Here is a 2,371-nt window from a genome sequence, read left to right as displayed (position 1 = left end):
TTGCTTGACCATATGACCGGCGTTGCCCTAGGGTCAAGGCTCGAAACACCGGCCGCGCCCCGGCGGCGACACCGGACCGATCGTGCGTCACCAGCGCCCCGACCCGCGAAGAGGGCCGAGATGCTCCCCAGCACCCCAGCGACAGCCACCCGAGCCTTCTTCTCGTTTCCGAAGGTGACCGACCCCGCCCGCCATCGCGACTACAACGCCTGGCATCAGCTCGACCACCGCCCCGAGAACCTCGCCCTGCCCGGTGTCGTGCACGGCGACCGCTGGGTGCGTACGCCCGCGTGCGAGCGGCTCGGCAGCTACCCCGATCCCGCCCTCGCCGGCAGCCAGTACATGGCGATGTACTGGTTCGCCGAGCCGGCCGCGGACGCGGTCGCCGAGTGGACGGATCTCGGCGACCGGGCGATCCACCAGGGCCGGCGTCCGGAGCTGGCCTGGACCGAACGGCCGATGACCCGGATGTTCCGGCCCGTCCAGGGCCACGTCGCACCCCGGGCCCTCGTCACCCTCGCCGCGCTGCCGTTCCGGCCCCACCGCGGGGTGTACGTCGAGGTGAGCCGGGTCGAGACGTCCCAGCGCCCGGACGTGGCCGACCTGTCCCGGTTCGAGCACGAGACGCAGGTGCCCGACCTGCTCGCGCGCGATGGCGTCGCGGGCGTGTGGACCTTCCGCAGCGCCCCGAGCCGCAGCCGCCCCGACGGACCCGTCGTGCGGATCCGGCTCACCTACCTCGAAGCCGACCCGGTCGAGTTCGCGCGGGCCCTGGCCGCGGATCCGCCGGCGGCCCCGCCCACGGCGCTCGCCGGCACGGCCACCCCGCTGTTCACCGGGCCCCTGGCCACCATCACACCCTGGGAGTGGGACTGGTTCGACGAGCCCGCCACGGCGACGGACCGCGTGGCATGAGCGAAGCCACCGCCGGACTGTTCGAGCGCTACGGGCCCTGGGCCCTGGTCGTCGGCGGTTCCGAGGGGGTCGGCGCCGCGTTCGCCGAGCAGCTGGCCCGGGCCGGCCTGGGCATCGTGCTCGTCGCCCGCAAGCCCGCGCCGCTCGGGGAGACCGCCGACCGGGTCCGGGCGCACGGGGTCCCGTGCCGCGTGCTCGCCCTGGACCTGCTCGACGCGGACGCGACCGCCCGGATCGTCGAGGCCGTCGCCGACCTCGACCTCGGCCTGCTCGTCCTCAACGCGGGCGCGAACACCTACCGCAGCCGCTTCGTCGAGGCGGACCTCGCCCGGGTCCGGGCCGTCATCGATCTCAACGTGACCCGCCCGCTCGAACTCTGCCGGGAGCTCGGCGCCCGGCTCGCCGCACGCGGCCGCGGCGGCATCCTCGTCGTCGGCTCCTCGGCCGGCTACCTCGGCCACGCCGACATCGGCGTCTACGCCGCCGCCAAGGCCTTCACCCGGATCTTCACCGAGGGCCTCTGGCTCGAGCTGCGGCAGGGCGGTGTCGACGTGCTGCACCTGGTGCTCGGGCTCACTGCCACCCCCGCCATGGCGCGCGCCGGCCTCGACCTGACCGGCGCGGCCGACCCGGCCGACGTCGCCGCCGAGGGGCTGGCGGCCCTGGGCGCCGGCCCGGTGCACGTGGTGCGCCAGCAGGCCGAGGTCGCCGCGCGGCGCTCCGGACCGGACCGGGCCGCCCTCGTCGCCGGCAACCACGGCGGGATGCGGGCGATGCTCGGCGGCCCGGGCACCGACCCGAGCTGACCGGCCGCGTTCACTGCGTGACGGTCCACCCGCCGTCGACGACGAGCACCGCCCCGTTGACGTACGAGGCCAGCGGCGAGAGCAGGAAGAGGATCGGCCAGGCGATCTCGTCCGGTGTGGCCATCCGGTGGCTCGGCACCCGGGCCAGCACGGACTGCCCCGTCGGGGACCCGGCGAAGCCCCGCAACCTCGGGGTGTCCACCATGCCGGGTGCGACCGCGTTGGCCCGTACGACGTCGGCCCGGTGCGCCGCCAGGTGCCGGGTGTAGCCGACGATCGCTGCCTTCGCCGCGCTGTACCAGTCGGAGGCGGTGCCCACGACGGTGCCGGCGACCGAGGCGGTGTTCACGAGGGTCGCCCCGGGCGGGGCCTGTTCGAGCCAGGCCCGGGTCACCGACCGTACGCTGCCGACACACAGCCGTACGGCGTGGTCGAAGTCGAGTTCGGTCGCCGAGGACGGGCCGGCGTTGTTGATGAGGTGGCGCACCGGCCCGTACGCCGAGCGGGTCCCGGCCAGGGCCGCGCGCACGGCCGCCTCGTCGGCGACGTCGACCACGTGCGGGTCGACCACCCCGCCCGTCGCGCGGACCGCGGCGCTCACCGCCGCGAGTGCGGCGGCGTCGAGGTCCCAGGCGGACACCACGAGTCCC

3 protein-coding genes are annotated in these 2,371 nt (G+C 75.5%); 2 read left to right on the top strand and 1 reads right to left on the bottom strand.

The window, feature by feature from the left end; genetic code table 11:
• The first annotated feature begins 174 nt into the window (after nt 1–174).
• Together KBX39_RS29000 and KBX39_RS28995 are read left to right on the top strand one after the other, a co-directional pair.
• A complete protein-coding gene (locus KBX39_RS29000; protein WP_051611041.1) occupies nt 175–915 on the top strand; it encodes a hypothetical protein in 741 nt (246 codons plus the stop codon).
• Complete coding sequence (locus KBX39_RS28995) at nt 912–1,721, top strand: SDR family oxidoreductase (protein WP_210873591.1); 810 nt, start codon at nt 912–914, stop codon at nt 1,719–1,721. The genes KBX39_RS29000 and KBX39_RS28995 overlap by 4 nt, the downstream gene beginning before the upstream one ends.
• 10 nt (nt 1,722–1,731) lie before the next feature.
• On the opposite strand, the gene KBX39_RS28990 is transcribed toward KBX39_RS28995, so the two are convergent.
• The coding region (locus tag KBX39_RS28990; RefSeq protein ID WP_210873589.1) for an SDR family NAD(P)-dependent oxidoreductase at nt 1,732–2,371 on the bottom strand (640 nt) is incomplete at its 5' end.

Source organism: Micromonospora sp. D75, assembly GCF_018070405.1.
Classification (GTDB): Bacteria; Actinomycetota; Actinomycetes; order Mycobacteriales; family Micromonosporaceae; genus Micromonospora; species Micromonospora chalcea.
Note: the sequence above shows the minus strand (reverse complement) of the source record. Positions and strands in the feature narration are given on the sequence as shown.

Bases quoted from the DNA above. Each gene is read 5' to 3' on its own strand.
- KBX39_RS28995 (WP_210873591.1), top strand. From the start codon at position 912: ATGAGCGAAGCCACCGCCGGACTGTTCGAGCGCTACGGGCCCTGGGCC.